This is a genomic window from Streptomyces sp. A3M-1-3 (genome assembly GCF_024213665.1).
Classification (GTDB): Bacteria; Actinomycetota; Actinomycetes; order Streptomycetales; family Streptomycetaceae; genus Streptomyces.
In genome coordinates this window covers 58934-84754 of the sequence record NZ_JANAVP010000030.1, presented here as the reverse complement: position 1 = coordinate 84754, position 25821 = coordinate 58934, and the positions used below count along the sequence as shown (strand labels likewise).

The 25821-nt window shown below is 69.1% G+C and carries 27 protein-coding genes and 1 pseudogene; 19 read left to right on the top strand and 9 right to left on the bottom strand.

Features of this window, described 5'->3' with window-relative positions:
* Positions 1-216 precede the first annotated feature (216 nt).
* The 7 genes from NLX86_RS27865 (at position 217) to NLX86_RS27835 (ending at position 5169) form a co-directional block, all read left to right on the top strand.
* Complete coding sequence (locus tag NLX86_RS27865) at positions 217-1245, top strand: family 2 encapsulin nanocompartment cargo protein polyprenyl transferase (protein ID WP_254374559.1); 1029 nt, start codon at positions 217-219, stop codon at positions 1243-1245.
* A gap of 66 nt (positions 1246-1311) precedes the next feature.
* A complete protein-coding gene (locus NLX86_RS27860; RefSeq protein ID WP_254374563.1) occupies positions 1312-1905 on the top strand; it encodes a GNAT family N-acetyltransferase in 594 nt (197 codons plus the stop codon).
* A 115-nt stretch (positions 1906-2020) separates the two neighbouring features.
* On the top strand, positions 2021-2548 hold the full coding sequence (locus tag NLX86_RS27855; protein WP_254374558.1) for a dihydrofolate reductase family protein: 528 nt from the start codon (positions 2021-2023) through the stop codon (positions 2546-2548).
* A gap of 44 nt (positions 2549-2592) precedes the next feature.
* Complete coding sequence (locus NLX86_RS27850; RefSeq protein WP_254374557.1) at positions 2593-2793, top strand: hypothetical protein; 201 nt, start codon at positions 2593-2595, stop codon at positions 2791-2793.
* Positions 2794-2942: 149 nt separating this feature from the next.
* On the top strand, positions 2943-3359 hold the full coding sequence (locus tag NLX86_RS27845) for a YciI family protein (RefSeq protein ID WP_254374556.1): 417 nt from the start codon (positions 2943-2945) through the stop codon (positions 3357-3359).
* Positions 3356-4603: a sigma-70 family RNA polymerase sigma factor gene (locus NLX86_RS27840; RefSeq protein ID WP_254374555.1), complete on the top strand. Its 1248-nt coding sequence runs from the start codon at positions 3356-3358 to the stop codon at positions 4601-4603. The genes NLX86_RS27845 and NLX86_RS27840 overlap by 4 nt, the downstream gene beginning before the upstream one ends.
* 107 nt (positions 4604-4710) lie before the next feature.
* A complete protein-coding gene (locus tag NLX86_RS27835; protein ID WP_254374554.1) occupies positions 4711-5169 on the top strand; it encodes a peroxiredoxin in 459 nt (152 codons plus the stop codon).
* 35 nt (positions 5170-5204) lie between these two features.
* On the opposite strand, the gene NLX86_RS34880 is transcribed toward NLX86_RS27835, so the two are convergent.
* Together NLX86_RS34880 and NLX86_RS27825 are read right to left on the bottom strand one after the other, a co-directional pair.
* On the bottom strand, positions 5205-5357 hold the full coding sequence (locus NLX86_RS34880) for a snapalysin family zinc-dependent metalloprotease (protein WP_308409653.1): 153 nt from the start codon (positions 5355-5357) through the stop codon (positions 5205-5207).
* Between the two features lie 64 nt (positions 5358-5421).
* A complete protein-coding gene (locus tag NLX86_RS27825) occupies positions 5422-7692 on the bottom strand; it encodes a Dyp-type peroxidase (protein ID WP_254374553.1) in 2271 nt (756 codons plus the stop codon).
* Positions 7693-8029: 337 nt separating this feature from the next.
* Between NLX86_RS27825 and NLX86_RS27820 the strand changes: the two genes are divergently transcribed.
* From NLX86_RS27820 to NLX86_RS27810, 3 genes are all read left to right on the top strand, one after another.
* Positions 8030-9946: a galactose oxidase early set domain-containing protein gene (locus NLX86_RS27820; RefSeq protein ID WP_254374552.1), complete on the top strand. Its 1917-nt coding sequence runs from the start codon at positions 8030-8032 to the stop codon at positions 9944-9946.
* A gap of 459 nt (positions 9947-10405) precedes the next feature.
* On the top strand, positions 10406-10798 hold the full coding sequence (locus NLX86_RS27815; protein WP_254374551.1) for a hypothetical protein: 393 nt from the start codon (positions 10406-10408) through the stop codon (positions 10796-10798).
* 267 nt (positions 10799-11065) lie between these two features.
* The gene (locus tag NLX86_RS27810) at positions 11066-11545 is read left to right on the top strand and encodes a hypothetical protein (RefSeq protein WP_254374550.1); all 480 of its coding nucleotides are present in this window, start codon (positions 11066-11068) and stop codon (positions 11543-11545) included.
* 46 nt (positions 11546-11591) lie between these two features.
* Here NLX86_RS27810 and NLX86_RS27805 read toward each other — a convergent pair whose 3' ends face one another.
* Positions 11592-12029, bottom strand: coding sequence for an ATP-binding protein (locus NLX86_RS27805; RefSeq protein ID WP_254374549.1), 438 nt, complete (start codon positions 12027-12029; stop codon positions 11592-11594).
* Positions 12030-12189: 160 nt separating this feature from the next.
* Between NLX86_RS27805 and NLX86_RS27800 the strand changes: the two genes are divergently transcribed.
* Positions 12190-13506 (top strand): helix-turn-helix domain-containing protein, encoded by a 1317-nt coding sequence (locus NLX86_RS27800; RefSeq protein WP_254374548.1) that lies wholly within the window; start codon positions 12190-12192, stop codon positions 13504-13506.
* Here the strand turns inward: NLX86_RS27800 and NLX86_RS27795 are convergent.
* Both NLX86_RS27795 and sodN read right to left on the bottom strand, forming a co-directional pair.
* Positions 13503-14045 carry an NUDIX hydrolase gene (locus NLX86_RS27795; RefSeq protein ID WP_254374547.1) on the bottom strand — a complete coding sequence of 181 codons (543 nt, stop codon included), beginning with the start codon at positions 14043-14045 and terminating at the stop codon, positions 13503-13505. The two genes, NLX86_RS27800 and NLX86_RS27795, sit on opposite strands and share 4 nt — an antisense overlap.
* Positions 14046-14359: 314 nt before the next feature.
* Complete coding sequence (gene sodN, locus NLX86_RS27790) at positions 14360-14755, bottom strand: superoxide dismutase, Ni (RefSeq protein WP_215095254.1); 396 nt, start codon at positions 14753-14755, stop codon at positions 14360-14362.
* Positions 14756-14905: 150 nt separating this feature from the next.
* On the opposite strand from sodN, the pseudogene sodX reads away from it, so the two are divergent.
* Positions 14906-15160, top strand: a pseudogene (sodX, locus tag NLX86_RS27785) (nickel-type superoxide dismutase maturation protease); the annotation flags it as partial.
* A 47-nt stretch (positions 15161-15207) separates the two neighbouring features.
* Here sodX and NLX86_RS27780 read toward each other — a convergent pair.
* Positions 15208-15861, bottom strand: a complete 654-nt coding sequence (locus NLX86_RS27780) for a CGNR zinc finger domain-containing protein (protein ID WP_254374546.1) — start codon at positions 15859-15861, stop codon at positions 15208-15210.
* A gap of 83 nt (positions 15862-15944) precedes the next feature.
* Here NLX86_RS27780 and NLX86_RS27775 point away from each other — a divergent pair, with 83 nt between their 5' ends.
* Positions 15945-16706 (top strand): trans-aconitate 2-methyltransferase, encoded by a 762-nt coding sequence (locus NLX86_RS27775; protein ID WP_254374545.1) that lies wholly within the window; start codon positions 15945-15947, stop codon positions 16704-16706.
* A gap of 77 nt (positions 16707-16783) precedes the next feature.
* Here the strand turns inward: NLX86_RS27775 and NLX86_RS27770 are convergent, their stop codons facing one another.
* Genes NLX86_RS27770 through NLX86_RS27760 form a run of 3 tightly spaced genes read right to left on the bottom strand, consistent with a single transcriptional unit; the run spans position 16784 to position 19494 of the window.
* Entirely contained in the window at positions 16784-17551 is a 768-nt protein-coding gene (locus NLX86_RS27770) for an amino acid ABC transporter ATP-binding protein (protein ID WP_302061839.1), read from the bottom strand.
* Positions 17548-18498, bottom strand: coding sequence for an amino acid ABC transporter permease (locus NLX86_RS27765; protein WP_254374544.1), 951 nt, complete (start codon positions 18496-18498; stop codon positions 17548-17550). The genes NLX86_RS27770 and NLX86_RS27765 overlap by 4 nt, the downstream gene beginning before the upstream one ends.
* Positions 18499-18546: 48 nt before the next feature.
* Positions 18547-19494, bottom strand: coding sequence for an ABC transporter substrate-binding protein (locus NLX86_RS27760; RefSeq protein ID WP_254374543.1), 948 nt, complete (start codon positions 19492-19494; stop codon positions 18547-18549).
* Positions 19495-20013: 519 nt separating this feature from the next.
* Here NLX86_RS27760 and NLX86_RS27755 point away from each other — a divergent pair.
* The 6 genes from NLX86_RS27755 to NLX86_RS27730 all read left to right on the top strand — a co-directional run bounded on the left by NLX86_RS27755 (position 20014) and on the right by NLX86_RS27730 (position 25461).
* A complete protein-coding gene (locus tag NLX86_RS27755) occupies positions 20014-21225 on the top strand; it encodes an NADP-dependent malic enzyme (RefSeq protein ID WP_254374542.1) in 1212 nt (403 codons plus the stop codon).
* A gap of 218 nt (positions 21226-21443) precedes the next feature.
* Entirely contained in the window at positions 21444-22031 is a 588-nt protein-coding gene (locus NLX86_RS27750) for a phosphoesterase (protein WP_254374541.1), read from the top strand.
* Entirely contained in the window at positions 22028-23581 is a 1554-nt protein-coding gene (locus NLX86_RS27745; RefSeq protein ID WP_254374540.1) for an alkaline phosphatase, read from the top strand. The genes NLX86_RS27750 and NLX86_RS27745 overlap by 4 nt, the downstream gene beginning before the upstream one ends.
* Before the next feature lie 76 nt (positions 23582-23657).
* Positions 23658-24620, top strand: a complete 963-nt coding sequence (locus NLX86_RS27740; protein ID WP_254374539.1) for a zinc-binding dehydrogenase — start codon at positions 23658-23660, stop codon at positions 24618-24620.
* Positions 24621-24694: 74 nt separating this feature from the next.
* Entirely contained in the window at positions 24695-24904 is a 210-nt protein-coding gene (locus NLX86_RS27735) for a sigma factor-like helix-turn-helix DNA-binding protein (RefSeq protein WP_254374538.1), read from the top strand.
* On the top strand, positions 24904-25461 hold the full coding sequence (locus NLX86_RS27730) for a Clp protease N-terminal domain-containing protein (protein ID WP_254374537.1): 558 nt from the start codon (positions 24904-24906) through the stop codon (positions 25459-25461). Before NLX86_RS27735 ends, NLX86_RS27730 begins: the two co-directional genes overlap by 1 nt.
* Positions 25462-25821: the final 360 nt, after the last annotated feature.

Sequence of the window (25821 nt, the reverse complement as noted above, 5' to 3'; positions counted from 1 at the left end):
CGATTCACCGGGGTATGCAAGCACAACACGACCGACAACGCACTTCTGCGACCAGCACTTTCGCAACAGACCCTAGGTCCTGTCCGGGATCGGACAAAGGTGCGGGGCGGGCGGGAGGCCGACCGGGGGCCCCTGCCCGCTCCCGCCGGGCAGGTTCGCAGGACATCTCGTACGACAGCGGAAGTGTTCACTAAGGGGAGGGACCGCACGTTGGCCATGACGGAAGCCACCACCGAAGGGCATGAGGCCGCGGCGCTGCTGGAGCGCACCAGGATCACCGTCAACCCCGAACTGCGGGGCATCATCGAGACCTTGCCCGGATCGATACGCCGTGTCGCCATGTACCACTTCGGCTGGGAGCACCCCGACGGGACTCCGGCGGCGGGGCAGGCCGGCAAGGCGATCCGGCCCGCGCTCGTGCTCGCCGCCGCGCAGGCACTCGGCGGCCAGTCCCGGCAGGCCGTACGGGCCGCGGCCGCCGTAGAGCTCGCGCACAACTTCACCCTGCTCCACGACGACGTCATCGACGAGGACTCGATGCGCCGGAACCGCCCGACCGCGTGGACGGTCTTCGGCACGCCGGACGCGATCATCGCCGGGGACGCGATGCTCGCCCTCGCACTCCGGCTTCTCGCCGAGGACCCGCATCCGGCGGCACCGGAGGCATCGGCACGGCTCGCGGCCTGCGTGATCGAGCTGTGCGCCGGCCAGCAGGCGGACTGCGCCTTCGAGGAGCGGGCCGAGGTCACCCTCGACGAGTGCCTCAGCATGGCGATGGCCAAGACCGGTGCCCTGCTGGGCTGTGCCTGCGCTCTCGGCGCGCTCTACGCGGGCGCCGGCCGGGAGGAGGTCGAGGCGATGGATGCCTTCGGGCGGGAGGCTGGTCTCGCCTTCCAGCTCATCGACGACCTGATCGGCATCTGGGGCGACCCCGACCACACCGGCAAGCCCGCCGGCGCCGACCTGGCCGCACGGAAGAAGTCGCTGCCGGTGGTGGCCGCGCTGACCTCGGGCACCCCGGCCGGAGCGGAGTTGGCCGCGCTGTACGCCGTCCCGATGGGCGCCGCGGACATTCACCGCGCCGCCGACGCCGTCGACCGGGCCGGTGGCCGGGACTGGGCCCAGATCCACGCCGCCGACCGGATGGCACGCGCCGTCCACCAGCTCTCCCGGGCGGTGCCGGATCTCGGGGCCGCGGGCGGACTGCTCGCCCTGGCGGAGTTCGTGACCCGCCGCACCCGCTGAAGGCCCAGTCAACTCTAGGATCACGTACGCCAGTTGAATCCCGGATGCGTGATGAGGGGACTGACCATGGGGCTGGAGATACGCCAGGCGGGGGAGAGCGACCGGGAGGCGCTGACCCGGCTGCTCAACGAGGCGTTCATGGACGACCCGGTGAGCGGCTGGGTCTTCCCACACGAGGCGCACCGCCGCCGGGTGCACGGCCTCTTCCTCGGGGTGTTCGTCGATGTGGCGCTGAGCGAGGGGCGGGTGGACTACGCGGTGGACGGGTCCGCCGCCGCGCTCTGGCTGCACATCCCGGCGGGCGAGCCGCATGAGGAGGACGACACTCCGGCCCGGATGCGCGAGACGGCCGATCCGGACAACGAGCGGGCCGAATTGGTCGGCCGGCTGACCGGCGCGGTGCATCCGACGGCCGAGGCGCACGAGTACCTGCTGATGATCGCCGTGTCCCCGGACCGGCAGGGCGAGGGACTGGGTACGGCCCTGATCACACCCGTACTGGAGCGGTGCGACCGCGACGGCGTGCCCGCGTACCTGGAGGCGAGCAGCGCGCGCAGCCGCAGGCTGTACGAGCGGCTCGGGTTCGAGTTCACCGGCACGACCGTGGACCTGCCGGACGGACCGCCCATGTGGCCGATGTGGCGCAAGCCCCGCTCCTGAGTGGCCTGGAATCGACCTTGCGATAACCACTCCACATGAAGCACTATAAACGCAGTGGTTCGGAGTCTCCCGGCCCCCGAGACCGCCACCACCTTCACCGACAGGAGGACTCAGCTTGCGAAAGCTCACGTACTACATCGCCATCTCCATAGACGGCTTCATCGCCGGCCCGGAGGGCGAGGTCGACGGCTTCCCCCAGAGTGAGGAGTACACGCAGTACACCCGGACGGACTACCCGGAGAACGTCCGGTTCGACACTCTGGTGATGGGTCGCGGCACCTACGATCCCGCCCTGGCGATCGGCATCACCAACCCGTACGCACACATCCGTACGTATGTCGCCTCGCGCAGCCTGGAGAAGTCCCCCGACCCGGCCGTGGAGATCATCTCCGGCGATCTGGTCGCCAAGGTCCGCGAGCTCAAGCAGGAGGAGGGGCTCGGCATCTACCTCGCCGGCGGCGCGGATCTCGCGGGACAGCTCTTCGACGAGATCGATGAGCTGCACGTCAAGACCTACCCGATCGTCCTCGGCTCGGGCATCCCGATGCTCAGGACCGGCTTCTCCGTCAGCGGCTTCGAGATCCGGTCGAGCCGCGTCTTCGACAACGGCCTGATCTTCACGCAGTACACCAGGAAGCCGTGACCGCTGGGCTGTCCGACTCTCCGGTACGGGCCTACCGTGGAGGCATGGTCAGCAATGAGCGTGAGACCGGGCAGCAGGCCGGACACGTCTGTCCCGCCTGCAAGCAGCCGGTCGAGACGGTGATCAAGCGGCGGAAGATCCTCGGGGCCTTCGTGCCCGTCTGGGGTCCGGGACCCTGCAAGAATCCCGACTGCCCCGCCCACACGGAGGAACCGGACCGGACGGAGCCCGAGCCCCGCAGGTGAGGTGGCGCCGAATCTGTCCCTCCCGGCCGCCGCCGCGCCCCGCGACGCCTTCCTGAGAAAAATCGGCCTGCCCTGTCGAGAATGGACCGACGGCTCCGACGTCCCATGCGAGAGGCCCACCGGGCAACGAGCAGAAGGAGTGACAGGCCATGAAGTTCATGCTGATGGTTCTCGGCAAGCAGGCCGACTACGACGCCATGGGCGGCGCGCCCAGCGAGGGCAGCCCCGCATGGACCGAGCAGGACCTCAAGGCGATGTTCGAGCACATGGGCTCGCTGAACAACGATCTCGCCGAATCCGGCGAGCTGGTCGACGGGCAGGGTCTGGCCGAGCCCAAGCAGGCCCGCCTCGTCACCGCCGCCGGTGACGGCACACCGGTGGTGACCGACGGCCCGTACGGGGAGTCCAAGGAAGTCCTCGCCGGCTACTGGATCATCGACGTGCAGGACTTCGCCCGGGCCGCCGAGATCGCCGCCCGCGCCTACCAGTGCCCCCTCCCGAAGGGCGCCCCGAACTACCCGGTCGTAGTACATCCCGTCGGAGAAGCCGGCGGTAACGAGATGTGAGGAGCGATCCCTTCTCGCCGACCGAGGACCTCCTGCGCCGGCTTGCGCCGCAGGTCCTCGGCGCGCTGGTGCGGCGGTACGGTCACTTCGCCTCCGCTGAGGACGCCGTACAGGAGGCACTGTTCGCCGCCGCGCAGCAGTGGCCGGAGGGGGGCAGGCCGCAGAACCCTCGCGGCTGGCTGATCAGGGTCGCCTCGCGGCGGCTCATGGACCAGCTGCGCAGCGAGGAGGCGCGCAGACGGCGGGAGGAGACGGCCGCGGCGATGACCCCTCGCGACGAGTTCGAGACGCCGCCGCCCGGCGAGGGCCGCGCGCCCTCCGAGGACGACACGCTGGCGCTGCTTTTCCTCTGCTGCCACGCCGAACTGCCGGCGCCCGCACAGATCGCGCTCACCCTCCGGGCCGTCGGAGGTCTGACCACGGCCGAGATCGCCCGCGCCCATCTGGTGCCCGAGGCGACGATGGCACAGAGGATCAGTCGGGCGAAGAAGCGCATCAAGTCCTCCGGGGTGCCCTTCGGCATGCCCCCGCAGGACGAACGCGCGGAGCGGCTGGCGGCCGTACTGCAGGTGCTCTACCTGATATTCAACGAGGGTTACACCGCCACCTCGGGCCAGGAACTGCTCCGCAGCGACCTTGCCACCGAGGCGATCCGGCTCACCCGCGCAGTACGCCAACTGCTGCCCGCCGACGGGGAGGTGGCCGGACTGCTCGCCCTGATGCTGCTGACCGACGCCCGCCGCCCGGCCCGGACCGGCCCCGACGGCTCGCTCATCCCGCTGGCCGAGCAGGACCGGGCGCTGTGGAACCGGGCCGCCATCGACGAGGGGGTTGCCCTGGTCAGCGACGCGCTCACGCACACCCGGCTCGGCCCGTACCAGCTGCGGGCCGCGATCGCCGCCGTGCACGACGAGTCGGAGCGGGCCGAGGACACCGACTGGGCGGAGATCCTCGCCCTGTACGAACTGCTGGTCCGGCTCGCGCCCGGGCCGATGGAGAGCCTGAATCACGCGGTGGCGGTAGCGATGGTGCACGGGCCGGAGGCGGGTCTCGCCCTGCTGGGGGCGCTGGACGAGGACGACCGGCTGGCCGGGCACCACCGGCTCGACGCGGTACGCGCCCACCTGCTGGAGATGGCGGGCGACCCCGCCGCGGCCCGCGCCGCCTACGCGAGGGCCGCGGGGCGGACGCTGAGCGTTCCGGAGCGGCGCTATCTGCAGGGGCGGGCGGCGCGGCTGGCCTGAGGCTGCGTGGGCGGGTGCTGGGCCGCTGTTCTCCGTACGGTCGTACGTCCGTACAGTGGCGCGCAGCCTTTCCGACCCACCCGACCCTCTCCACAAGGCAGGTACCGATGAACGTGGGCGCTGTGGCAGCGGACTTCGAGCTTCCGGACGAAACGGGCACGCCCCGCCGGCTGAGCGAGCTGCTCGCCGACGGACCGGTCGTGCTGTTCTTCTACCCGGCCGCGATGACACCGGGATGCACGGCCGAGGCCTGCCACTTCCGCGATGTCGCCGACGAGTTGAAGGTCCAGGGAGCCCAGCCGGTCGGCATCAGCGGCGACTCGGTCCAGACGCAGGCCGAGTTCGCGGACAAGCACTCCCTCGGCTACCCGCTGCTGGCGGACCCGGACGGGGCGGTGCGCGAACAGTTCGGCGTCAAGCGCGGCTTCAGCCTGGCCCCCACCAAGCGCGTCACCTTCGTGATCGACACCGACCGGCGCGTGCTGGAGGTCGTCAAGAGCGAGCTGCGGATGAGCGTCCACGCGGACCGCGCCCTGGAGGCACTGCGACGGCGCGCGACGGCCTGAGCCACGACCCGACGCCGCTTGCGTATTACGGGGCCTCAGGAAGTGGCCGCGGCGATTCCGTTGCGCCACAGGTAGGCGACCCGGGCCCGCTCCTGCTGGTTGGCGACGGAGCTGTTCCATATTTGGGTTCTGCGGGCGATCTGGGTGCGGAAACTGGGCGCGTTGCGGGCGTTGCAGTAGGCCCGGATGCTGGTACATGCCGGTGCGGGCGGCCCCGATCACCCCGGAGGCCGCCCGCACCGCCGGCCGGCCTCAGCCGGTCAGAGACTTCCACAGCGTGATCGGACGGTCCTCGACCGCTACCTGGTCGTTGTGCGCGCGGCCGTCGGCGATCGAGATGATCCGGTACTTCTGCTGGTGGAAAACCCAGAACAGGCTCAGCCCGTTGATGCGCTGCATGTCCGGCACAGCGAGGAACTCGTCCACGTCGGAGATGCCGGCCAGCGACTGCCAGAGGCCCAGCGAACGGTCGCCGCGCTCGATGACGTCATTGTGCGCGCTGCCGTCGGCGATCGAGATCAGTCGGTAGACCTGTTGCCCCAGGGAGGAGTGGAAGAGCCAGTAGTGGCTCTTCCCGTTCTGGCGCTGCATGTCCGGCACTGGCAGGAAGGCGTCCACCTGCTGGATTCCGCTGAACGAGGCCCAGGCCGAGATCGGCCGGTCGGGCCGGTCGACGGCGCCCGCCGCCTCGGGGGCGAGCCCGGACTCCGCACGGTCCGCGATCGAGATCAGCCGGTAGACCTGCCGGCCCTCGACGGTATGGAACAGCCAGTAGCGGCTACGGCCGTTGATGCGCTGCTCGTCCGGCACCGGCAAAACCGCGTCCACTTTTGACACACCGTCGTAGCACGGCCAGGTGGTCAAGGGCCGGTCGGGGCGCTCGACGACGTCCTTGTGCTCGTCGCCGTCGGCGATCGAGATGGTGCGGCAGATGGCTCCGCCGCTGCCGGTCCCGTAGGCCCAGTACCAGCTCTTGCCGTTGTCCCGCTGCCGGTCGGGGATCGGGAGGAAGGCGTCGGTCAGCCGGACGGCGCTCGGGGGCTTGTCGGTGAGCCGGCCGTCGCCGAGCAGTCGCAGCGTGGTGAGCGACGGGACAAAGGCGTAGACCGACCCCTCGGTGGTGACGAACTGATTGAAGCTCAGCTCGGTCGTGGCATCGGGACTCTCGAAGCTGACCTTGCCGCTGGGGCCGACCATCGGGTCTGGGCCGGGCTTCTTCGGGCGGTTCGGCGGGAAGTCCACGTTGTTGATCCAGCGCTTCTGGATGAACTCGAACTGCTCGACGAGGTCGGACTGGTAGCAGACAAAGAGGAGCCCACGCGGGTGGTCGGGGCCGCCCGGGCCATCAGAGGCGGGGTCGAAAGGCGCACCGTACGGGGCGCCGCGGCGGATGATCCGGCGGCGGTCCATGACCGGATTCTCGGGGAACGGTTCCCCGCCGGGCGTCTCCTGCAGGCCGTCCCGAGGATTGGTCTTGCGCAGGTGAGAGAAGAGCGGGGTGATGAACCCCTCCGGGTCGTTGCGGTAGCCGAAGTCGTTGTCCTCGCCCGCGAGGGCGTTGGACGGCATGTCGGCGTTCGGGCACTTGGCGACGGACGTGCCCGAACGCCAGCGGCCGACCAGCCGGGCGGCCAGCCACTCGACGGTGGCCTCGTCCGGTACCACCTTGGCCTTTCTCAGGACCTTCAGCTGGACGGCGACCTGGGCCCACCAGCTCGGGACGTCCTGAGCGAGTCGGCGCACCACCTGGAAACTGCCGTTGTTGGCCCACTCCGGCATCTGGTCGTACGGGATCCCGCCGACCCTGTCGTGCCCGATGACGAACTCGCCTGCCGGGATCAGCCGGGTGCCGGAGTGGCCCTTGGCGTGCTCAGGCTTCACCGGGTCGGGCTCGTCGAAGCCGATCACGCCCGGCTCGCTGACCCCGTCCTTGAAGCCGAAGTGCTCCTTGCCGCGGCGGGTGCCCGGCAGTGTTGCGCCGTTCTGCTGGAAGACGATCACGATCTTGGCCTGCGCGGCTGCCTCGCGCTGGTCGATCAGCGCCTCCTCGAGCCCCTGGGCGGTATCGGAGGCGACGGTGACCACGGCGTGCACGGTCTGGCCCTTGCCGTCCCCGAACAGCCAGTTCTCCGGTGAGCTGTCGCCGGTGTCGCCCAGCGAGCGCTTGTCCGATCCCTGCTTGAACGCCTCCAGGGTGCCGCCTTCCCTCACCGAGGGCAGCGGGTCCTTGCCGCCGATGAGGACTTTCAGGCCCTCGTAGGTGAAGCTGACGTTGGTCCAGGTGGCCTTCAGCTTCTGCGGGTCGTCGCCACCGGAAGCCTCTCTGGCCTTGCGGAACGCCGCGTTGAAGGTGGCCACCTGCCTGGTGGTGGAGATCTGGGATGCGAGACGCTTCACCCAGGTCCGCGCCCGCGCCGGGTCCTCGAACTTGAGGAAGAGCAGCGTCATCCGGTCCTTCTTGAAACCCGCGATCACATCGCCCTGGATGTCGTCGCTCTCGCGTAGTTTCAGCTCGCTTGCCATACATTCTCCCTAACGATCACTTTGCGCAAATGCGGAGAGTAGTCGTAACGCTACTTTATGTGATCGCCTTTGGGTGGAGGCGGGCCGCAGGTCAACTTGGCTTCGTCATATGCCGCCGCGGAGAGGCCTTGCCCCGCCTGGGTTCTGCCCCGATCGGCCGTCGGCGGCTCACCCTCCTGCCCGTTACTGCGCGACAGCGGGCGGCCGGGATGCGAACACTGAGTGTAGTCACCGGCGTACGCAACTCGTCCACATGGAAGCCGGTGACCCGGCGCGGCACCCAGTGTTCCCGCCCGCACCTGCCGCGCACCCTGTCCCCTCTCCCGCAAGGAGTTCCATGTCTCACGGCAACCTGCCCGGGTCGGCGTCCAGGAGGATGCTGTCCGCGGCGATCTCCGCGTGCGCCGTCTCCGCGCTCACGGCCACGGTGCTCTCCGCCGGCCCCGCCGCCGCCCACGAGGGCCACAAGCGCCACAGTGACGCCCCATCAGTCGCCGGGACGCACGTCGACCCGGACGAGGCGGCGGCCATCGGCAAGGAGCACGCCGAGGAGCACGCCAGTACCAGGAGGGCCATCCAGGCCGTCGGCGAGTACCCGCAGTCCACCCGCACCGAGCGCCTCAAGGCGCTGGGTGCCTCCCAGGCCATGGTCAACGCAGGCTTCGACGCGACGGAGTTCGGCCGGTTCCGGGAGTACTTCCCGTCCCCCGACTTCGCCGCCCACGTCGCCATGCTTCCCACCGGAAAGGTACTGCTCTTCTCCTTCGAGCGGATCGAGAGCAACCCGCAGAAGGAGCCCGCACCGACCGACACCATCGGCAAGGAGAACGCCGGCCGCGCGTACCTGTGGGATCCGGCCAAGGGCACGGGCTCGGGCGCATTCACCAAGGTGACGCCGCCGGACGTCAACATGCCGGACGGACTCAACCAGCCCCGCCCCGCGCCGTTCTTCTGCGCCGGCCATTCCTTCCTGCCCAACGGGATGCTCGGTGTCTTCGGCGGCAACCTCGGCGGCAACGGCGGTACCGGCGCCAAGCTCTCCCTCGTCTTCGACCCCTGGGAGGAGAAGTGGTACCAGAACAAGGACATGGTGGTCGGCCGGTGGTACCCGTCGGTGGTGACCGGAGCGGACGGGCGGCAGTTGATCATGTCCGGCCAGTCGGAGCTCGGCTGGGGCACCCCCACCTCGATCGTCGAGCGGTTCCCCGCCCTGAACACGCCCGTGCCCACGGCCAAGACGGACAAGCCGGTGGGCTGGGCTGTGGACCGGTTCAAGGCCGACGCGCCGTTCCAGCGTGACTACCCGCATCTCTTCTCGCTGCGTGACGGCAAGATCTACGGCTTGGGCCGGAACCCCGACCAGCAGTGGAAGTTCGACCTCGCCGGCGAGACCCGGACGGACCTTGCTGCCCGTCCGGACGGCATGCCGCGCAACTACGGGTCCGCTGTGGCGCTCCCCGCCGGCTTCAAGGGCCCGGACTCCGTGCTGGTGCTTGGCGGTGATCGCAAGGACCCGAACACCTATCAGCTTATCGGCGGCCAGTGGAGCAAGGAGAAGCCGAGAGCTTTCGGCCGCACCCAGGACAACACCATGCTCATGCCGGACGCCACCCTGCTGACCGTCAACGGCGCGTTCGACATCCGCGACTACGGCAACGGCCCGTACAACCCCAACGCGGATCTGAAGTATCGCCAGACCGAACTGCGCGACGAGAACGGCAACTGGAGGCTCGGCCCGGCACAGCGGCTGCCGCGCGGCTACCACTCCAACGCCGTGGTGCTTCCGGACGGCCGGGTCATGGTCACTGGCGACGAGCTCCAGCAGCTCGCCAATGACCCCGACATCACCGATGACATGAACGGCAGCATCGAGATCTACGAGCCGGGCTACCTCCAGCAGGGCAGCCGCCCGAACCTCGGCATCGTGTTCAACCCGTCCGTCGGCTACAACGAGAAGATCACGGTGAGCAGTGGCACCGCCGCCGACGTCACCCGCGCGGTCCTGCTGGCGCCAACCACCGCGACTCACTCGGTCAACACCAGTCAGCGCCATCTCGACCTGCGGATCAAGAGCCGCAGCGGCAACTTCCTCGAACTGCAGGCGCCCCCGTCGGCCAATGCCGCCCCGCCCGGCTACTACATGCTCTTCCTGCTCAACGAGGAGGGCGTGCCCAGCACCGCCGGCTGGGTCCAGCTCAAGCCCGCATCCGGCGGCCAGACAGGGGGCGGCCGGACGGGTCCCGCCGCCCAGTAGTCCCTGCCTGCCGTGAGGACCTCCGCCTTCTCCGGGGGTCCTCACGGCTGTGCGGGCCACACCGACCGCCTCCGGCCGGGAGAAGACCGTGGCGCGACGTGCGCCGACCGGGGCCCCCGAGGCTCAGTCCTTCACAGGAGTGCAGCCAAGCTGCGCAACGCGGCATCCCCTGGCCACGGCTTCGCATGCCAAGGTCCTCTGATCCGAGGCCCTATGACCCATAGCCGTGAGCCCCGGCCCCTTGTGGGTGCCAGTTGGGGACCAACCCGGACGGGAAGCTCAGAGAACCCTCAGAACTCGCAAGATCTTTGATCTACGGGTGAAGGCCGCCCTATCGTTCGTGGTGACCGTCTTGCCGCCTCTGCGGCTAGGCACTTTTTTTGGGGGGTTTCGTTGAATCGCTTCATTCAGACGACCGTCCGGGTGGTCGGTGTTGCCGGAGTTGTGGCGGCGTCGGTCATGACGAGCCCGAGCGCCCAGGCCGCGAGCGGGGGCGGCTGCCATTCTTATTCCGATGGCGTCTCCCGGGCCAAATATGTCGACATCAAGACCTGTATCAGCGCGCCGAAGCGCGGCACCGGCCGGCCGGACGCCTACATCACCCTTCGCTCCGGCCACCCGGCCTGCAAGATCGTCATCCAGGCGGTCCGGACGGGCAACCAGAAGGTGATGTCGAAGAAGGTGCACAACTGCCCGTCGGGCGCCATCCGCGAGAAGCGGTACACCGCTCCCGACTTCTACGACAGCAGGCACGAGACGGGCGAGGCGTACGCCACCTTCACACAGATCATGTGGACGGCCGACCAGGAGGGCACTCCGCCGTATCGCAGCCCGTGGCTGAAGCTTCCGTAAAGCAACGGAATTGACGTGGTGCCGCCCCCGGGCGGCACCACTTATTCCTCCGACTGCTTCACCTACTTCACCGCGAGGGCTAAGGGCGTCCGGGGGGACGCCCAGACGGCCCGCGCCTCACGAGTCAGGCCTCGCGCAGCATGCGTGCGTGCCACCGCGCGGACGGCATGTCACCGTCGGCATGCTCGCCGTAGATCTCGTAGCACTGGGCGGTCCCGGGCGTCGGCCTCGCGTGCGCGCCGCAGCTGGTCCTCGGCGAGATCGGGCTTGGCTTCGATGCCCGCGTACCGGCCGGGCCTGGTCGGTGCCGAGAAGCGCGCCGAGGCCGGCGAACTGCTGCTTGTAGTGGCGGGCCTTGTTCGCTGCGGCGGCCACCTCCTTGCCGACCTCCTCGGCGTACTGCTCCAGATTGGCCGTGGCACCGTGCCCGTAGGGGCGCTCGTGCCAGTCGGTGACCTCCACCGGCTCCGGCTCGGCGACCGGCCCGGGGCGGGGCGGGAGGCATATTCGGTGTACCGCTCGCGCAGGTCGGAGACGCGGGTCCTGGCGGTCGGCGTACCGGTGGTCGGACCCGTCGGTGTCGACGGCCAGGGTGTGCCCGGCTTCGGCCGCCGCGCGCTGCCGTTCGGCCTCCTCCTGAGCTTCGAGCTCGTCATTCGGGCCCGCCCACAGGGCGGTGTCCACCTCGTCCCCGGCCGCCGGATCGCGTCCATGGTGCGGCCGAGGGCTGCCGAGTCGTGCCGCTAACGGTGTCCGGCAGCGGCTGTGATCGAGAAACGGAGCGGCGACCAGTTCACGTATCGGATTCCTCCTTGGGAGGGTTGAGCAGCAGGCGGGCCCAGACCGTCTTGCCGATCGGACTGCGGGCACGATGGCCGGTCTCCTCGGCGAGCGTGGCGACGAGCAACAGGCCGCGGCCGTGCTCGTCGCTAACAGCGGCCTCTACCGGCTGGGGCGGGCGGCGGCTGGCGTCGGAGACTTCGATGAGACAGTGCGAGCCCCTGGCAGAGACGAACACTTCGAAGAGGTGGCCAGGACTGTGGCCGTGCTGGACGGCGTTGGTGGCCAGTTCGCTACACACCAGGAGTACGCGGTCGGTGTCGTCGGTGCTGTAGCCCCAGCCGACGAGCTGTTTGCCGACCTGCTTACGAACGAGGGGGACGCACTTCGGCGTCGATGTGAACTGCATCCTCCACAACTGGGCAGTCGTCGGCTGGTTGTGCGTGGTCATCGGCAGCATCGCGTCCCCTCGTCGCGGGTGGTTCAGGCAATTGGAGTCCACCACAGTCGCGATCACAGAATCAGGCCACGCTGGTTACCCAACGTGGGTAATATTCCTGGCGTTTAACTCCCACGACGGCCTTCCCATCGGGGGCGAGCAAGGGGGACGAGTGGCACGACCGCAGCCTCACCACGCGTTACCGCCGACGCTGCTGGACAGTCCGGAGTGGTGGGAAGCGTGTCGGCACCGCGACTTCGCCCGCATCTTCCGCCTGGTCAAGCTCAAGGCCGGCATCTATCCCTCACGGATCGCGGCCCTGTGCGGTATGACGCCAAGCCGCGTCGGCGAGATTATGGCCGGGCGCCGGAGTCTGGCCCACATCGACGTGATCGAGCGGGTTGCGGACGGCCTGCGCATCCCCGGAGCCATGCTCGGGCTCGCCCACCGGCCCTGGGAGATCCCGTCCCCCGCCCGTACGCAAGAGCGCCAGCCGGAACCTGTCACGGCCGTACCGTCGGAGCCGGAGCTCCCGCCGGACGAGAGCGGCGGCTTGGACGACCTGCTCGCCTTGGCCGACGGACAGGTCACACGCTCCACGCTGACCGCACTGCGTTCCTCGGTGGAGGACTACTGGCGGCGCGATGACGAGCACGGTGGTGCGGCGCTGCGTCCGGCGGTGGTGGGGCATCTGCGCTACGTCAGCCAGCTGTTCGAGGGCGCGGGTGGAGGCTTACGGCAGGATCTGCAATCGCTGGCGGCCGAGCTGGCCCGCCTCGCAGGGTGGGCGTACTTCGACGCCTGCCAGTACAGCACCGCGCGCACCTACTTCGCCCAAGCGCTCAAGCTCTCACACAGCCAGGGCGACCGACTCTTCATGGCCAACATCCTGTCCTGCATGAGCTTGCAGGCCACCTACGACGGCCATCCCAACGACGCCGTGGCACTCGCCTGCAAGGCCCAGGACGCCGCGCGAGCGGCGGCAGGCGGCCATCCGCTCGTAATGTCGATGCTGCACATGCGGGAGGCCTTCGCCCACGCGACCCTCCGTGACTCCCGCGCCTGCCACGAGGCCGTCGGTCGCTCCCGCGACCAGTACGAACGCGCGCGAGGGAACGAACAGGAAGCCCCCTTGTGGGTGCGCTACTTCGACGAGACCAAGCTCGTCGTCGACACGGGTATCGCACTTGCCGGCCTCGGCGAGGCGGCTCGCGCTGAACCGCTCATCGCCGAGGGATTGCGGCGCGAGAAGGCAGGGCAACAACGCGGCCGGGCCCTCCACGCCTTCTGGCTCGCCAGTACGCAGCTTCAGCAGGGCAAGCTCGACCAGGCGTGCCAGAGCGCCGGGCTGGCACTGGACCTGACGGCCGCCATCGACTCCCCGAGGATGGCTGGTCATGTCGATGAGCTTCGCCGGCGCATGATGCCGTACGCGCGGGAGGCGCCGGTAATCGCGTTCGAGCAGCAGATGCGTGAGGTTCTCGGTTAGCCGGCGCTCCGGGTGGCCTCGTCCAGGAGCAAGTACAAAAGGCCTACCAGGCTGCCGCTGCTGACGATCTCCCGGCGGTCGATCATGCCGCGGATCTCCGACAGCGGGATCCACTCGATCCGGTCTGACTCGTTCAGCTCGGTGGGCGGGCCTGCGTACGTGGCACCATCGGCGCGGAAGACATGGTGCTCAGAGTCGGTGATGCCGTTCGCAGGCTGTGCGTACACCAGAGGCTTCATCGCCTGCACCCGCCACCCTGTCTCCTCCTCGACCTCGCGGACGGCGGCCTGCTCCGGCGTCTCATCCGCCTCGATCAGGCCCATGGGAAGTTCCCAGCCCCAGGCGTCGGTGATGAACCGGTGCCGCCACATCATCAGCACGCGCTTCTGCTCGTCGACCACTGCGGCAACCGCCAGGTGCCGCATCCGTACGACGTGGTGCTCCCAGCGCCGTCCGTCGGGCTGCTGGACGTCAACGAGCCACACGTTGACCCACGGGTTGGTGTAGATCTGCCGCTCGCCATGGATGGTCCACCGCATGAGCCAACTCCCTTTCGCCGGTCAGACTTCCAGCATGTCACTTCGACGAGAATTCGTCCGCTTCGTTGTGAAGGACTGGCCGTTCACGGTGGAGGAGGGACAAGCCCTTCAACTACCGTCGCTGGAGGGGTGAATGGAACAGCGTCCGCAGGGTGCCGCAGTGGGAGGAGAACGAGGGAGCCGGGCACGAGGGCCGGTCGTCCTGGGACTCGTGGCCGGCAGAAGAACACCGCAGCCGGGAACGCAGACAGCACCCGGCTCCGCGCGGATGCCGAGTGCTGTCGTTGTCGGACGACGTGACGTGACCGGGAGGGTCAGGCCTTCTTGGTCTCCCAGAAAATCTTGTCGATCTGGGCGATGTAGTCCAGTGCCTTCTGGCCCGTGGCCGGGTCCGTCGAGGCCTTGGCGGCGCTGAGCGCCTTCAGGGCGTCGTTGACCAGCTGGTGCAGCTCCGGGTACTTCTCGAAGTGCGGGGGCTTGAAGTAGTCGCTCCACAGCACCGAGACGTGGTGCTTGGCAAGCTCGGCGCGCTGCTCCTTGATGACCGTCGCGCGGGCCCGGAAGTGCGGGTCCTCGTTGGCCTGGAACTTCTCCTGGACGGCCTTGACCGACTCGGCCTCGATCCGGGCCTGGGCCGGGTCGTACACGCCGCAGGGAAGGTCGCAGTGGGCGCTGACCTTCACCTTGGGGGCAAACAGGCGGGAAAGCATTGAGCTGTCCTTCCTCGTGATCGTCTTCTCAGGTGGGACATTACTCCGTGCGAGACCTGTTTTCGCGAGTGCCCCCATGGCCTTAGGACAAAAGTCCAGGGTCAGTATGGGACTGGTGGCCGAACACACGGAACGGACCGGAGGTGCCGGATGACGGATCAGGGGCGGGAGCCGATGAGGCCGTTCGGGGTCGCCGAGGTGATGGGGCTCTCCATGGTGCCGACCCTGTTGCAAGGTGACCAGCTGCTCGTCCATTACGGGACGGACCTCAGGGCCGGCGACGTGGCCGTACTGCGTCACCCGCTGCAACAGGACCTGCTCATCGTCAAGCGGCTGGTCGAGCGACGCGAGGGCGGCTGGTGGGTCCTCGGGGACAATCCGGACGCCGAGGGGGACAGCCGGGTGTTCGGCACGGTGCCGGCCGAGCTGGTGCTCGGGCGGGTACGGGCCCGCTACCGGCCGGTCACGCCCGGACGCCGGCGCTCGGTGGGGGTCGTGCTGTCCTGGCTGGTCTCGGCCGTACGACCGGTGCTCTGCGACCGCTCCGTCTCCAGGCGTTTGCGCGCCCGGTAGGCGGCGACGTTCGCACGGGTCGCGCAGCGGTCCGAGCAGTAGCGCCGGGAGCGGTTGGTCGAGGTGTCGAGGTAGGCGTTGCTGCACGGTGCTGCCTGGCACAGGCCCAGCCGGTCCGCGCCGTGCTCCGTGAGGTGGAACGCGAGCCCCATGGAGGCGATGGCGGCGTAGCCGGCGGTCGCGTTGGAGGGGTGGTCGGCGAGGTGCATGTGCCACTTGGGGCGGCCGTCCTCGTCCTTGTAGTCGTGTCCGGAGATCTGCGGGCTGACCGGGAACTCCAGCAGGAGCGAATTGAGCAGGTCGACGGCGAGGACCTCGTCGCCCGTGTCGGCCGCCTCGAAGACCGCGCGCAGGCGGGCCCGTACGGACCGGAAGCGGGTGACGTCCGCGTCGGTGGCCCGCCGGGCCGCCTGGGAGCTGGCGCCGAACAGGTCACGGACCGCTTCGACCGAGGTCAGGGCGTCCTTGTTGCGGGCCGGCTCCTCGCTGTTGACCAGGCGCACGGCGTAGTCCGAGTAATAGGCCAGTTCCACTTGTAGTCCTTACGGCGGCGGTCTAGAGTTTCAGTAACGGCTGAGACTGCTTCGAGGGTATTACGCGGCGGAGGGATTCGGAGATGACGAAGACGGCGGCCGGGACCGACTGGCAGGCGTGGCAGGACAGCTGGGACCGGCAGCAGGAGTGGTACATGCCCGACCGTGAAGAGCGGTTCAGGGTGATGCTGGACATGGTCGGGGCACTGGTGGGGCCGGAGCCCGGGGTACTGGATCTCGCTTGCGGTACGGGAAGTATTACGGGCCGGCTGCTCAAGCGGTTCCCGAAGGCCGTCAGTACGGGGGTCGACCTGGACCCAGCGCTGTTGACCATCGCGCAGCGGTACTTCGCGGGCGACGAGCGGGTCACCTTCGTCACCGCGGACCTGAAGGACCCGCAGTGGACGCGGAAGCTGCCGTACGAGTCCTACGACGCCGTGCTCACCGCGACCGCGCTGCACTGGCTGCACCTCGAGCCGCTCGCGGCCCTCTACGGGCAGATCGGCGGCCTGGTGCGCGACGGCGGTGTGTTCATGAACGCCGACCACATGATCGACGAGTCGACGCCCCGGATCAACGCGGCGGAGCGGGCCGCCCGGCACGCCGGGATGGACGCCGCCAAGGCGGCCGGCGCGCTCGACTGGGCCGAGTGGTGGGCGCTCGCGGCCCAGGACCCGGACCTCGCCGCCCCGACCGCCGAACGTTTCGTCATCTACGGCGAGCATGCCGACGGGGACATGCCCTCGGCGGACTGGCACGCCCGGACCCTGCGCGCGTCCGGCTTCGGGGAGGCGCGGACGGTCTGGGCGTCGCCGTCGGACGCGCTGGTGCTGGCCGTGAAGTAGTCACACACCAAGAGCACGAAGAGGCGGTACGGGCCCTCGGCCCGTACCGCCTCTTCGTGTGTTCGCTGCTACAGCTGCTACAGCACCTTGGAGAGGAAAGCCTTCGTTCGGTCGTGCTGCGGGTTGGTCAGGACGTCGCGGGGGTTGCCCGACTCGACCACCACGCCGTCGTCCATGAAGACGAGGGCGTCGCCGACCTCGCGGGCGAAGCCCATCTCGTGGGTGACGACGATCATCGTCATACCGTCCTCGGCAAGGCCGCGCATGACGTCCAGGACGTCACCGACCAGCTCCGGGTCGAGCGCCGACGTGGGCTCGTCGAACAGCATCAGCTTCGGCTCCATCGCCAGCGCACGGGCGATGGCGACGCGCTGCTGCTGGCCGCCGGAGAGCTGGGACGGGTAGTTCCGGGCCTTGTCGCCCAGGCCCACCCGGTCCAGCAGCCGCTCGGCCCGCTCGCGGGCGACGGCCTTGGTCTCGCCCTTGACCTGGATCGGGGCTTCCATGACATTCGCCAGCGCGGTCATGTGCGGGAACAGGTTGAACCGCTGGAAGACCATGCCGATGTCCCGGCGCTTCGCCGCCACCTCGCGGTCCTTGAGCTCGTGGATCTTGTCGCCCTTCTGGCGATACCCCACGAGCTCCCCGTCGACCCAGAGCCGTCCGGCGTTGATCTGCTCCAGGTGATTGATGCACCGGAGGAAGGTGGACTTGCCGGAGCCGGACGGACCGACCAGGCAGAACACCTCACGCGGGGCGACCTCGAGGTCGATGCCCTTGAGGATGTGCGCCGGGCCGTACGCCTTGTGGACGGCTTCGGCCTTGACCATGGGCTGGACGGTCATCGGGCCACCTCCGTACGGCGGAACAGATTGAGGTTGGCTCGCAGGCGCTGCAGCGGGGTGGGCGGCAGGCTCCGCAGCGACCCGCGGGCGTAACGGCGCTCCAGGTAGTACTGGCCGACGCTGAAAACGCTGGTGAGAGCCAGGTACCAGATGGAGGCGACGAAGTACATCTCCATGATGGCGCCGGCCGTGGTGCCGATGTTGGAGGTGGCACGCAGCAGATCCACGTACTGCACGGCAGAAACCAGCGACGAGGTCTTGAGCAGGTTGATGAACTCGTTGCCGGTGGGCGGGATGATCACCCGCATGGCCTGCGGCAGCACCACCCGGCGCATCGTCTGTGTGCTGGTCATGCCCAGTGCGTGCGACGCCTCGGTCTGGCCTTCGTCGACCGACTGGATGCCGGCCCGGACGATTTCCGCCATGTAGGCACCCTCGTTCAGTCCCAAGCCCAGCAGGGCCACGACGAACGGGGTCATCAGCTCAACAGTGTTCTCCTTGTAGATGGGGCCCAGGTCGATGACCGGGAAGATCAGCGAGAGGCTGAACCACATCAGGAGCTGCACATAGACCGGTGTTCCGCGGAAGAACCAGATGTACAGCCAGGCCACGCCGCCTGTCACCGGGTTCTTGGACAACCGCATTACGGCGAAGAGGACACCCAGCACCAGACCCAGCAGCATCGAGAGGACGCTGATCAGGACGGTGCGCCACAGCCCCTTGAGGACCTCGGGGTCGAAGAGCTTGTCTCCGACGGTCCCCCAGATGACGTCGCCCTGGGAGAACGCGAAGACGAGCCAGCCGAGCGCGACTACCACGACAACGGCGCTGATCCAGCGTCCGTAGTGCCGCACCGGAATGGCCTTGATGGCCTCGAATGGTGTGCTCGAGGCGCCGGGACCGGACGGCGAGGTGTCGGCCGGTCCCTTGTGGATCTTGTCAGTCACAGTGACTGCCCTTCAGTGGAACGCTTGAGACGAGATACGCCGTGGAGGTCACTTGCCGGCGTTGATAGTCGCCTCGGTGACGGCACTGTTCTTGACGTCCCACTTCTCCAGCACCTTCGCGTAGGAGCCATCCTTGATGATGGCGTCCAGTGCTTCCTTGATGGCGTCACGCAACTGCGTGTTCTCCTTGCCGACACCGATGCCGAAGGGGCCTGCGTCCGTCTGACCACCGGCGACCTCGAAGTCCTTGCCGCCGCCCGCAGTCTTGGCGATGTACGCCGCGACTGGGTAGTCGTTCAGGTCGGCGACAGCGCCGCCGGACTTCACTCGGGTCTGCGCCTCGGCATCGGTGTCGAAGGCCTGGATGGTGAGCTTCTTGTCACCGCACTTCGTGGCCTGAGCCTTGAAGGTGTCCTCGTAGATCGTGCCGCGCTGGACGGCCACGGACTTGCCACAGAGGTCATCGAGGGACTGGATCTTCTCCGGGTTGCCCTTCTTGACCAGCAGCGACACACCGGAGTTGAAGTAGTCGACGAAGTCGACGCCCTTACCGATCTTCTTGCCCTTGTCGTCCAGGCCTTCCTGGCGCTTCTTGGTGTCGCTCATCGCGGACATGATGATGTCCTGGCGGCCCGTGTAGACCGACGTGAGCAGACCGTCGAAGGTGCCGGACGTGAACTCGAACTTCACGCCGAACTGCTTGCCGAGGGCCTCGGCGATGTCCGGGTCGATGCCGACGATCTTGCCGCCCTCGGTGAACTCCATCGGAGCGTACGCGGCGTCCGTGCCGACCTTGATGACGCCGGAGTCCTGGTACTTCTTCGGCAGCTTGCTGAACAGCGGGGCCTCGCTGTTCGACTTGACGGCGCCGCTTCCGGAGTCCTTCGTCTGGTCACCGCAGCCGGTGAGCAGGAGTGCGCCGGCGACCGCGATCGCGCCGACCGCGGCGATCCGGGGCCTGGCGGCGGTCGTACGGCGGGTGGTGCTTGCGGTCATGAGCTGGTTCCTCCGGCGGGTGAGGGGATGCCGAAACGGTCGGGGCACGCAGCATCGAGTGTCGCGACCTCGTGTGATTACGGCATCTTGCCATTCGGATTGGACAATTCGGGGGGCCAGCCAGGTCAAAATCGGATAACGGGCGCTCCCGTAGTCCGACAGCCCTGCGGGCGCTGGGGTCCGGGGCCGGACCTTCTCCCGATTTTGTTGCTTCAGGCAGCAGCTTTTGCTGTTTGTCTCGCTGGCTGGACCAAGGGCATGGACTTTTCGGCGTATTCGGACACTGCACGGCCGGATGTGTCGGAATCGACTCGTCCGGGCGGCCAATCTTCCGGTAGAACGGATCCTTACACCCCTCATCCGGGGCTCAGGGCGCGTGTGCGGCGCGCCCGCGCGTACGTACCTCCCTCCGCGGAGGCGGGCCAACCGCCGACATCGGGGCACGGACGCGGTGCCCGCCCACCCCTCAACCAGGAGTGGCCACCCTCAACCAGATTTAAGACTTAAGGGGTAAAACAAGTGGCAGCGGAGATCGTCAATCCTCGCAGCGACAGCGGTACGGAGAACGCTCACGAGGAGCCCTTCGATCCGGCCTTCGCGCTTCACCGGGGCGGCAAGATGGCCGTCCGGGCGACCGTGCCGGTGCGCGACAAGGACGACCTGTCCCTCGCCTACACGCCGGGCGTCGCCAAGGTCTGCAGCGCCATCGCCGAGCAGCCGGAGCTGGTCCACGACTACACCTGGAAGTCGAACGTGGTCGCCGTCGTGACGGACGGTACGGCCGTGCTCGGACTCGGTGACATCGGACCCGAGGCATCCCTCCCGGTCATGGAGGGCAAGGCCATCCTCTTCAAGCAGTTCGGTGGCGTGGACGCGGTCCCGATCGCGCTCGCCACGACCGACACGGACGAGATCATCGAGACGGTCGTGCGGCTCGCCCCGTCCTTCGGCGGAGTGAACCTCGAGGACATCTCGGCCCCGCGCTGCTTCGAGATCGAGCGCCGGCTCCAGGAGCGGCTGGACATCCCGGTCTTCCACGACGACCAGCACGGCACGGCCGTCGTCACCCTCGCGGCCCTGCGGAACGCGGCCAAGCTCACCGGGCGCACGCTCGGCGACCTGCGCGCCGTCATCTCCGGCGCCGGCGCGGCCGGTGTCGCGATCGCCAAGTTCCTGCTGGAGGCCGGCCTCGGTGACGTCGCCGTGGCGGACCGCAAGGGCATCGTCTCCAGGGACCGCGAGGACCTGACGGACGTCAAGCGCGAGCTGGCCGAGCTCACCAACAAGGCCGGGCTCAGCGGCTCGCTCGAGACCGCGCTGGCCGGCGCCGACGTCTTCATCGGCGTCTCCGGCGGTACAGTCCCGGAGCCGGCCGTCGCGTCGATGGCGCCCGGCGCGTTCGTGTTCGCCATGGCCAACCCGAACCCGGAGGTCCACCCGGACGTCGCGCACAAGTACGCGGCGGTCGTGGCCACCGGCCGCAGCGACTACCCCAACCAGATCAACAACGTGCTGGCGTTCCCCGGGATCTTCGCGGGCGCCCTCCAGGTGCGGGCCTCCCGTATCACCGAGGGCATGAAGATCGCGGCCGCCAACGCCCTGGCCGACGTCGTCGGCGACGCGCTGGCCGCGGACTACGTGATCCCCTCGCCGTTCGACGAGCGGGTCGCCCCGGCCGTCACCGCCGCCGTGGCGGCCGCAGCCCGCGCCGAAGGCGTCGCCCGCCGCTGACGTCGCGTCAGTAGCGCGCCGGGACAGGCCTACGGGCCGCGTCGCACCCTTCACCGGGTACGGCGCGGCCCGTGGCCGTGCCGGGGCGGCCTCGGGTGGCGGCTTGTACTTTCCGTACGGCCACTTGGACATGCGCCGCAGAGTTCGCCGAAGAGCTTCCGGCCATTCATGTGTGACTGCTGTGATGCTCCGCGCCAACCCATCACAGGAGGCGCGTTGTGAATCTGGTCGTCAACGGTGACGCCGAGAGCGGACCCGGCGGTACCGCCGAGCCCGTAGGGACAGTGACCGGCTGGGTCATCAAGCAGGGGGCGCCCGCGCTCATCAACTACAGCCTGGGCGGCGGGTACCCGACCCCGGCCGACTCCGGGCCCGCCCAGCGCGGCAGCCGGTTCTTCAGCGGCGGCAACAGCCCCCGTACCGCCCTCGTACAGGACATCGCCCTGCCCGCCACCGGTACGACCGGGCAGGCAGCCGTCGACGCGGGACGGGTGCGGTACGCCGTGTCCGCCTGGCTCGGCGGATACGCGGCGCAGGAGGACGGCGTACGGCTGTCCGTGGAGTTCCGGGACGCCAAGGGGACGCCGGTGGCGCTCTCCGTGCTGGGACCGGTGACCGCGGGCGAACGGGGCTCGCGTACCGCGCTCGTGGAGCGCAAGGCACAGGCGGCTGTGCCACCCGGGGCCCGGACCGCCCGGCTGCTGCTGGTCTTCACCCTTACCGGCGGCGGGACTTCGAACGACGGATACGCCGACGCGATATCGCTCACCCTCAGTGCCGCAGCAGCCGCAGGAGGCCAGCCGTGAAGCTCAACCGCCGTGATCTGCTCAAGGCGGCCGGAGCCGCGGGCGCGCTCAACGTGGCCTGGCCGCTGAGCGCCGGCCTCTCGCCCGCCCAGGCACGCGAAGCCGCCGAGGCACTGGGTGCCGACTACGACCCGGCGCCCTTCACCCTCGGCGTCGCCTCCGGCGATCCGCAGCCGTCGAGCGTCGTGCTGTGGACGAGACTTGCGCCCGAACCGTTCGCCGCCGTACAGCAGCTGCCCGAGGTCGTCGAGGTCGAGTGGGTCGTCGCCCAGGACGCCGCCCTCACCCGGGTCGTCGCCCGCGGCAAGGCGCCCGCCTCCGCCACCCTCGGGCACAGCGTGCACGTACCGGTCGGCGGACTCAGTGCCAACACCCGCTACTGGTACGCCTTCAAGGCGCTGGGCAAGACCAGCCGGGTCGGCCGTACGAAGACCGCCCCGGTCGGCAGCATCGCCAGGGCCCGGTTCGCCGCGGCCAACTGCCAGGCCTTCCACGACGGCTACTACGCCGCGCACCGGGGCATCGCACGCGAGGACGTCGACTTCGTCGTCCACCTCGGCGACTACATCTACGAGCACGGCCCCGTCGGCGGCGACCACGTCCGCGACCACGACACCCCGGCCATCCTCACCCTCGCCGACTACCGCCGCCGGCACGCCCTCTACAAGGGCGACGCCTCGCTGCGGGAGGCGCACGCCGCGCACCCCTGGTTCCTCACCTGGGACGACCACGAGGTCGTCAACGACTACAGCGGTACGGGCGGCGGCGCGCCGTTCATGCAGCGGCGCGCGGCCGCGTACCAGGCCTGGTACGAGAACATGCCGCACCGCGACAGCGGCAGTTCCGCGCTGCCCGACCCCGAGATCCACCGGGTCCGGCGCTGGGGCGACCTGCTGGAACTGACCGTCCTGGACCTGCGCTCGTACCGCTCGGCGCAGAACCTGAGCAACGGCACGATCCTCGGCGCCGAGCAGAAGGCATGGCTCAAGCAGGGCATCGCGCAGGGCCCCGAGGCCTGGCATGTCTGGGCCAACTCGATCATGCTCAGCCAGCTGCGCGGCCGGCCCGGCGGCTCGTACATGTTCACCGACCAGTGGGACGGCTTCCTCGCCGAGCGCAAGGAGGTGCTGAACCACGTCCACACCAGCGGGATGGAGGACCTCGTCGTCGTCACCGGCGACTGGCACTCCGCGTTCGTCGACGACATCCGGCCCGACTTCGACAACACCTCCTCGCCGGTCGTCGGCACGGAGTTCACCGCGCACTCCGTGACCTCGGGCGCGTACTCGGCGGACTGGAACAAGACCAACGGCCCGGTCATGGGCGCGGCCAACCCGCACCTGAAGTACTTCGAGGGCAACCGCTACGGGTACGACGTCTACGAGGTCACCCCGCAGCGCTTCAGCGCCCATATGCGGGTGATAGCCGACCGGCGTGACCCTGCTTCGCCCGTCACCACCCTGACCACGTTCCATGTGGACCGGGGGAAGGCCGGCTCGTACGAGGACCCGGCGACGAAGAACTCGCCGGCCCAGTACCGGCGCGACTGAGCGGGCGCGGGACGCGGCGCGTGTCACACCCGTGTGTGGTTCCGCCGCGTCCCGTCCGCGTCCTATCGTCAGGGTCATGTTCGCCGCCTACGCCGCACGCATCGACCGTGACCAGCCGCTGAACGGCCTTGAGCTGGGCGAGCGCCCGGCCCCCGAGGCACGCCCCGGCTGGACGACCGTGAATGTCAGGGCCGCCTCCCTCAACCACCACGACCTGTGGTCGCTGCGCGGGGTGGGCCTCGCCGAGGACAAGCTGCCGATGATCCTCGGCTGCGACGCCGCGGGCGTCGACGCCGACGGCAACGAGGTCGTCATCCACTCCGTGATCGGCCAGAGCGGCCACGGCGTCGGCCCGGACGAGCCCCGCTCGATCCTCACCGAGCGCTACCAGGGCACGTTCGCCGAGCAGGTCACCGTACCCACCTGGAACGTGCTGCCCAAGCCGGCCGAGCTCTCCTTCGAGCAGGCCGCGTGCCTGCCGACCGCCTGGCTCACCGCGTACCGGATGCTGTTCACCAACGCCGGTGTACGGCCCGGTGATTCGGTACTGGTCCAGGGTGCGGGCGGCGGCGTCGCGACCGCCGCGATCGTCCTCGGCAAGGCGGCGGGCTTGCGGGTGTACGCCACGAGCCGCGACGAGGCGAAGCGCAAGCGGGCCCTGGAACTGGGCGCGGTGGACGCGTTCGAGCCGGGCGCGCGGCTGCCGCGGCGCGTGGACGCGGTGATCGAGACGGTCGGCGCGGCCACCTGGTCGCACTCGGTCAAGTCGCTGCGCCCCGGCGGCACACTGGTGATCTCGGGCGCGACCAGTGGCGACCGCCCCTCGCACGCCGAGCTCACCCGGATCTTCTTCCTGGAACTGAAGGTCGTCGGTTCGACGATGGGCTCCAAGGACGAGCTGGAGGACCTGCTGTCCTTCTGCGCCGCGACGGGCGTACGACCGGTCATCGACGAGGTCCTGCCGCTGGACCGGGCCCGCGAGGGCTTCGAGAAGATGGCGGGCGGCGACCTCTTCGGCAAGATCGTCCTGACGGTGTGACGGGGGCGCCGTACTGGCCGCCGACTTGTCAACCAGGATTGACACGGCCTCGTCTGTCAACGTAGGTTGACGTCATGACCGAAGCAACCGATCTCGCCGAGCGGGCGGGTGATCGCGATCCGAGGGTCGGGCTGCGTGCCGTCGCCGCGCTGCGGCGGCTGCTGGAGCAGTTGGAGGCCGTACAAGTCCGCAGTGCCCGCGTGCAGGGCTGGTCGTGGCAGGAGATCGCGGCTGAGCTCGGCGTCAGCAGGCAGGCCGTACACAAGAAGTACGGGAGGCATTGATGTTCGAGAGGTTCACCAAGAGCGCCCGCGAAGCGGTGACCTGCGCGGTCGGGCACGCGGAGCGGGCGAATGCCGACTCCGTCACCGAGGAGCATCTGCTGCTCGCGCTGCTCGACCTGGAGGGAACCCGGTCGTCGTTCGCCTTCGCCTCGCTCGGGATCGACGGCCGGCGTGCGTCGCTGGAGGCGGCGCTGGCGGAGGCGCGGCGGCGCGGCGGGCTGTCGCAGTCCGACACGGACGCGCTCACCGGGCTCGGGATCGATGTCGCGGAGATCGTCTCGCGGTTCGAAGAGGCGCACGGCGAGGGCGCGTTGCAGGCGGACTGCAGGTCGAAGCGGTGGTGGTCGGGGCGCCGGTCGTTCACTCCGGGGGCGAAGAGCGTCCTGGAGAAGTCGCTGCGGATCGCGCCGGGCCGCGGGGACCGGTCCATCGGCGACGAGCACATCCTGCTGGCGCTCACGGTCATGCCGGGGGTGGTCGCGGAGGTACTGGCGGAGCACGGGGCGGCCCACGCGACGGTGCAGCGGGCGCTGTTCGGCGAGGCAGCGGCATCCTGATCGGCGCGCCTCGCCTCCGGCGCGGGGTGCGGGGGTGTGGTGCCGGGCGCCGGGGCCTCCGGGAGTGCCATTCGGGACTGTACGATTTACGGCGCGTTCAGCCGGGTCGCCCTGGGTACCCCGGGCCCTGCGCCACAAATCGCACTTCTACGTCCCGAACGTCACTCCCTCCGACCCCGACACCCTCGCGCCGTCTCGCCCCTGCCCCTGCGGGAGGGGGTGGGACGCGCAGGGGTGCTGTCCTGGACGTAGAAGTGCGATTTGTGGCGCGGAGTGCTGGTGAACTGCTCGGCGTTGCCGAACGCGCCGTAAATCGTACAGTCCAGGACGGCGCCCCGGAGCGGCTCGCCTCCGGCACCT